The 5,867-nt window shown below is 61.1% G+C and carries 5 protein-coding genes and 1 pseudogene; 3 read left to right on the forward strand and 3 right to left on the reverse strand.

Translation table 11 applies throughout. The features are described 5' to 3' along the window. Nucleotides 1-1,461, forward strand: a pseudogene (locus Y705_RS16365) (beta-propeller fold lactonase family protein); the annotation flags it as partial. An 867-nt stretch (nt 1,462-2,328) separates the two neighbouring features. Here Y705_RS16365 and Y705_RS0101060 read toward each other — a convergent pair. Next, nucleotides 2,329-3,027, reverse strand: coding sequence for a Crp/Fnr family transcriptional regulator (locus tag Y705_RS0101060; RefSeq protein ID WP_253908428.1), 699 nt, complete (start codon nt 3,025-3,027; stop codon nt 2,329-2,331). 98 nt (nt 3,028-3,125) lie between these two features. Then, nucleotides 3,126-3,599 carry a hypothetical protein gene (locus tag Y705_RS0101065; RefSeq protein WP_253908429.1) on the reverse strand — a complete coding sequence of 158 codons (474 nt, stop codon included), beginning with the start codon at nt 3,597-3,599 and terminating at the stop codon, nt 3,126-3,128. A gap of 120 nt (nt 3,600-3,719) precedes the next feature. Here Y705_RS0101065 and Y705_RS0101070 point away from each other — a divergent pair, with 120 nt between their 5' ends. Together Y705_RS0101070 and Y705_RS0101075 are read left to right on the forward strand one after the other, a co-directional pair. After that, nucleotides 3,720-4,145, forward strand: coding sequence for a hypothetical protein (locus Y705_RS0101070; RefSeq protein WP_026531532.1), 426 nt, complete (start codon nt 3,720-3,722; stop codon nt 4,143-4,145). 157 nt (nt 4,146-4,302) lie between these two features. Next, nucleotides 4,303-4,794, forward strand: a complete 492-nt coding sequence (locus Y705_RS0101075) for a hypothetical protein (RefSeq protein WP_155849836.1) — start codon at nt 4,303-4,305, stop codon at nt 4,792-4,794. A 349-nt stretch (nt 4,795-5,143) separates the two neighbouring features. On the opposite strand, the gene Y705_RS22855 is transcribed toward Y705_RS0101075, so the two are convergent. Further along, nucleotides 5,144-5,500 carry a hypothetical protein gene (locus Y705_RS22855; protein ID WP_253908430.1) on the reverse strand — a complete coding sequence of 119 codons (357 nt, stop codon included), beginning with the start codon at nt 5,498-5,500 and terminating at the stop codon, nt 5,144-5,146. Nucleotides 5,501-5,867: the final 367 nt, after the last annotated feature.

The raw sequence follows: 5,867 nt of genomic DNA on the forward strand, positions 1-5,867 counted from the left end.
GGCGCAGCCGCCGCGGCTGCCGTCTTCCTGTTCGCGAGTGGTCTTCCGCAGTCCGCGCCGTCCGGCTCTTCCGGGGCCTCCAGCTCAGAGGCCCCGAGCGCCGCTGACTCCCAGGTAGGTGGAGGAGGTTCGGGTGAAAAGGGCGGGATACAGCAGGGACCCGCTTTGCCGGGCGCTCAACCCATCTCGGGTAATGACCGGGTGTATACGGCGGATCAGAGCTCGAATACCGTGACGGTGATCAACCCTGCCACCAATGAGGTTCTGGGAACTTTGCCCCTGGGCGAGTCCCGCCTTGATGGCGTCCTGGGTCCGGTCGATGATGACCAGGTGAACGTACACGGGCTTGGTTTCTCCCGTGATGGACGCTATCTCGACGCGGTGAGTGTGACTTCCAACGCAGTACAGATCGTGGACACTGCGACGAATGAGGTGCTCGATACGTACTATGTTGGCCGGGCTCCCCACGAGGCGTTCATCAGCCCCGACGGAGCTCAGGTGTGGACGGCGGTCCGCGGCCAGGACTACGTCTCGGTCATCGACCTCGCTACGGACACCGAAACCCGTATCGCGACGGCAGAAGGTCCCTCAAAGGTGGTTTTCAGCCCGGACGGGCGGACCGCGTATGTCAACTACATCGATCTCGGTGAACTCGATGTCGTTGATGTGCCCAGTAGGCGCATCACGGCCAGCATTGCGCTCAGCGCTGGCGGCTCGGCGGACCTCGCGGTGAGCCCGGACGGCGGCGAGGTGTGGCTCGGACACCCGGGCGCCGGGAAAACAACTGTGGTGGACACCCAAGACCTGATCGTCAAGGCGGTGCTGGACACCGGGCCCCGGACCAACCACCCAAACTTCGTTACCACGGCTGAAGGGGCTTTCGCCTGGGTCACCGTGGGGGGACTTGATCAGGTCAAGGTGTACGAGCGTGGAGAGGGAACTCCTGCCCTGGTTGATACTATCGACACCACCGGGCACGCACCTCACGGGATCTGGCCAAGCCCGGACAACACCCGTATCTACGTTGCCCTGCAGAAGTCCGACTCGGTAGACGTCATCGACACCGCCACCCGTACCGTGATCGACACTGTCCGGGTGGGACAGGACCCCCAGGCGCTGGTCTACGTCGCACGCTCCGATACCGGTACAGCCGAAGGGCTCACCGGGCAGGGCCTTGACGAACGCATCGAGCAGTATCCGCTCACCACAACGATTGATCGAGCCGCGGGAAACGCGACGGTCAGAAACGTCCTCGGGCTCGATGAGGTCGACGTCACCGCAAAAGGGTTGTCACCCGACACCGCGTACGACGTGTATGCCCTTGCCGGCGAGAATGCCACGAAGATACTGCGCGCCACCAGCGACAAAACCGGATCAATCGCCGAAGCTCTCGCTTTCGTGGAGTTCTTCGACAACGAATACGACGGCGTCGCTCTCACCCCGGCAGACGAAAAGCCCTAACAATAGACCCATACCCCCGATCTTCACCCCACCAGCAATCGTCATCCCCGCCGGACCATGCTGGACTAACCAGGCAGTGATGGCCCGGCTGAAAGGCTCTACGCAGGAATAGCTACGCTCTTCGATCTAATTTCTTTGGAGGCACAATGAACATCCGCCCACGCACTGCTGCGCTACTCGTACTGCCCACTTTGATCATGACCCTATCCGGTGTGACCGCGGCCTCGGCCGAGGGGCCAAGACCAGGCTGCGGCTACGGCGACACAAACCATGCACATCAAGCTGCCCCGGGCCGTGATCCGTTGAACCTTCGCCCCGGCAACGGCACCGGCGACCGAAACCACCCACACACTGCCCCTCCCGGGCAGGCACCGGAAGACGGCGGCGACCAAAGCGGACCCATGCGCGGCTGCCCAGCAGACACACCCAGCTGACAGAGCTAATGGCGGCTTTGCCAGCGGCGAATCGTGAGGGCCGCGACACCTGCATGATCGGTCCGCCGGTGTGTGGCGCGTAGTTATCATCTGCGTTGTCCACGACCAGTGCAATGGCTTCCCTGGTTCGGATATTGAAGGCCCCGTAATCGCCGATGACCTGTTGGAGGGCCACATATGACTGGAGGGCTACAGGTGAGCCACCGGGCCGTCGATGGTGAGGGCTTTCCCGGACTTCAGGCCCGAGGGCGTCGAGTTCATTGCGGCTCGCTGCGGGGGCGGTTCCGGCTGAATGGATGGCAACGCAGGTCATAGGAATCCCTTTCGATTTTGGGATCTAGCGGAAAAATGGCAGACGGCAGCGAGGACCGCTGCGGGATGTGGTCGTTTCCCATCTTGCCGGGATAGGGCGGGTCAGCCGGAACAGGGTTGGTTAGAAGGTGGTGCAGGAGATACGGCGGAGCCCTGCAGGGTCTTCAATGATGATGCGTCCCCTGCCCTGCCGGATCAGGTTGCGGGTTGCGAAATCGGACATGGTCTTGCTGGTCGCTTCGCGTGTTGCCCCCAATAGTCCCGCTAGTTGCTCGTGGGTGAGTTTCACGGACTGGGATTGCGTGAACCTGCTGCGGGGCGCTGTTTCGGCGAGTTTCAGCAGGGTCGCGGCTGTGCGTGCGGAGAGGGGACGTAGCGCCATGTCCATCAGGCGTTCCTCCAGCCTGGCGACCTGCTCGCCCAGAAGACGCGAGATCTTCACCGCCACTTTGGGGTTGGACAGGAAGTGTTCCTCGACATCCGCAGCGCTGAGCTGGCACACTGTCGAGTCCTCGATCGCTTCGGCGTAATTGTCATACATCTGCTGGCCCACCAGAAGCATCTCGCCGAACACGGCGCCTGATTCCAGAATGGCGATGGTGAGGGTTTTTCCGTCCTCGGCTACCCGGAAGATGCGGATCCTGCCTGCTTTGAGGATGAACAGGGCGCTGACGGGCTGGGCCTGGCTGAAGACAAGCTCTCCACTGTGGAAAAGCCGCGGCGGAGACGTCCGGTCAAGCGCAGCCATATCCTGGGGGGTGAGGTCCGCGAAAAGCTCCACAGCATTCAGGCAGCTGAAGGGCTCCCCTGTTTCAGACAATATCTCAACCTCCTGTTCGTGTGGTGCCCATACCTTCGAAGGCCCCGTTGCGGCGGACAGGATGGTGGTGGAGCATACGGCGTTCAACCCGGGAGCTGTCATCGGCGGCGACGGATGATCATCGCTGCGACCAGTCCCAGAATAAGCCCGTAGATCACATGGCCCATCAACGAGGTGACGGAGGCCCCGTCAAGGGTGAACAGCGGCATCCCCATCATCGCCGGCATGATCAGCAGCGGCCCCAACACCCACCACAACGCGCCATAAAGGGCACCGACGAGGGCACTTTTCATCAAACTTCCTCGCAGCAGGGCAGCCCCGGGGATCGTCAGGGCGAGTCCGATCAGGACCGAAATCACCAGGTGGACGGCGAATCCGACGCCGGCCGACGTGGAACCGACCAAGGAAGCGATCATCGGCAGCATGCCCATCATCGCCATCAGGATCCCGAAGACAACCCCACCGGTCAAGCCCCCGACAATGCCGGCCACAGCCCGCACGGACATCGGTAGAGCTTTACCGTCGCGGAAAACGGTCGTCGTCGCCGATGCTGGCTTATGTTCTGCAGTCATGGGATTGCCTCCTCGTCGCTGTACTCCACCGCTGATACCGACGACGCTAGGCGGTGGTTTGATGAGAGTTCTGCAATCCAGGACACACTGAGCCCGCAAAACCGGTATTAGGGTGAATTCATGTCTGTCTCGTTTGTCCTGACCCTCACTGGAATCGCCGCCGCCTTGCTGGTCCTTCGACTGGTGGTGCCCGGCTTGCCCGCCGCACGGGTCGCACGACGGTTGACCTCTCTGGATCTTGGCTTGACGGTCGTGGGTGTGCTGGGGCTGATCCTGCACTGCGCCTCGATGTTTTTCCGCCCGCTTGTCGCCGCGATACCCGGCAGTGCAAGTGTGATTAGTCAGATCAACTCGATGGGGACGGCGAGCATGATCTGGTACACAGTCCCAGCCGTGCTGATCCTGGTGGGACTGCGCCGCCAGCACTGGATCGCGCTCATCTTTCTGGCAGGATCACCCAAAGACGACACCGCCAGCGAGGCCGCCCACCACTCCGGCCACGACCCGAATGGACATGGGGGTGGACGTAGTGTGTCCGGTAGCTGAAGCCTCGGACGTCGTCGCCCTCTGTTCTGCAGTCATTGGATTACCTTCCTCGTCGCTGGACCTCGCCGCTGATATCGACGACGGTAGGTCGCGACCGGGAGATAGTTCTGCAATCCAGGACACACTTGGGCCGCCGGCGTGCCCTTAGGCTGAGATGATGTCCACCTTGTTTGTCCTGACCCTCACTGGAGTCGCCTTCACCTTGCTGGTTCTTCGGCTGGTGGTGCCCGGCTTACCCGTCAAACGGTTCACACGACGGTTGACCCCGCTGGATCTTGGCTTGACGGTCGTGGGTGTGCTGGGACTGATCCTGCACTGCGCCTCGATGTTCTTCCGCCCGGTAGTCGCCGCGATACCCGGCAGTGGCGGTGTGATCAGTCAGATCAACTCGATGGGAACGGCGAGCATGATCTGGTACACAGTCCCCGCCCTGCTGGTTCTGGTGGGATTGCGCCGCCAGCATTGGGTCGCGCTCATCTTTCTGGCAGGATCATTGCTGGCGGTGGGCATCACCATGTACAACGGCACCGCGTTGTCGACCCATCTGGACACCATCTTCACCGCCGGTGTGATGATCGCCGCCACGGTCTTCCTCCTCAGCGCACCGCCCTGGCACCGCGAACCAACCCCAGTCATCGCTAGCAATTAGCCGTTAGCCTCTACCGGCTGACTGCCCATCCACTCGGGTTGACCGGTTGTAGTCCTATCGCCTGCCCGCCCCAAACCGCAAAATCGGCAAGCACCGCTGGGTCGTGAACAAAGTGGCCAAACCCTGGCAATCTTAATAAGACGAAAATTGATCTGCGGCCTCGTTCTGCTGCGAGGGTATCCCGTATGCCGATCCTCCACCGCTCCACTATTTTCGGGACTGGGGACTGCTCACGAAAACCCACGTAGACCTGTGAGTTTCAATCGGGGTTGGCGGTTTTTTGATGGCTTCGGTGGCAGGCTCGGTCACTTCGATGAGGCATGGATTCAGTCTCGCTGCTGTCTCTTGCTTAGTGCTCCGGATGGTCGTCTTGTGTGTTGGTGGGAGGCGCCGGTGTGGTCCGTTGCGCGTAATGATGACCTTGGGAATCGGTGTGGATCTCGATTTTGTTGAGGGCCGCGTCGGAGGCGTCTTCGGAGGCGTCATGCTGATGAACGATTGGTAAGCTCCCATCGGTGCGCTCTGCCGGCCCTAGGAACAGACGGACGGCTGAGTCCAATCCATTAAAAATTGACTTGTGGGCCTTCTCGCCGGGAGCAAGGTCACCCACCGCGGTGCGGGAAGGTTGAGGGCCATCTGGTGGGGAGTTGGCAGGTGTGGTGCTGGGTGGGGTGGTATCAGCATCAGCTTGCTTGTCGGGTTCCATGCGGATCGTGTCCTTTCGGGATGTAGCGCACACTGTACGCCCAGCACGCTCCTGAATCCGGTCCCGGGAACCTCGATGTACGACCAGAGGTGAATTGCCACTGTTTCCAGTGTTTTGTGAGGCATGGTGCATTTCCGACGCTGGCTTTATAGGACGTCATATGTTTTCTGAACCTGCTTTGCGCGGTCTGAAAAACCCCGTTTTTGGGACTGCTGAAGGTTTGGTTGACTCCTGACCTGTGAGGATTGACCTTGCGGGTGGAAGGATGTTCATCATGCCCAAAGCCTTTCCCGAAGAGTTCCGCCGTGACGTTGTCGCGGTTGCCCGAAAGGGCGAAGCACCCCTGACCACGATCGCCAAGGACTTC

This window comes from Arthrobacter sp. H41, from assembly GCF_000520535.1.
Lineage (GTDB): Bacteria > Actinomycetota > Actinomycetes > Actinomycetales > Micrococcaceae > Arthrobacter_D.

What these genes read in the sequence shown, in the direction of transcription:
- Y705_RS0101065 (WP_253908429.1), bottom strand. Translation starts at nt 3,599, where the DNA reads ATGACTGCAGAACATAAGCCAGCATCGGCGACGACGACCGTTTTCCGC.
- Y705_RS0101070 (WP_026531532.1), top strand. Translation starts at nt 3,720, where the DNA reads ATGTCTGTCTCGTTTGTCCTGACCCTCACTGGAATCGCCGCCGCCTTG.
- Y705_RS0101075 (WP_155849836.1), top strand. Translation starts at nt 4,303, where the DNA reads ATGTCCACCTTGTTTGTCCTGACCCTCACTGGAGTCGCCTTCACCTTG.
- Y705_RS22855 (WP_253908430.1), bottom strand. Translation starts at nt 5,500, where the DNA reads ATGGAACCCGACAAGCAAGCTGATGCTGATACCACCCCACCCAGCACC.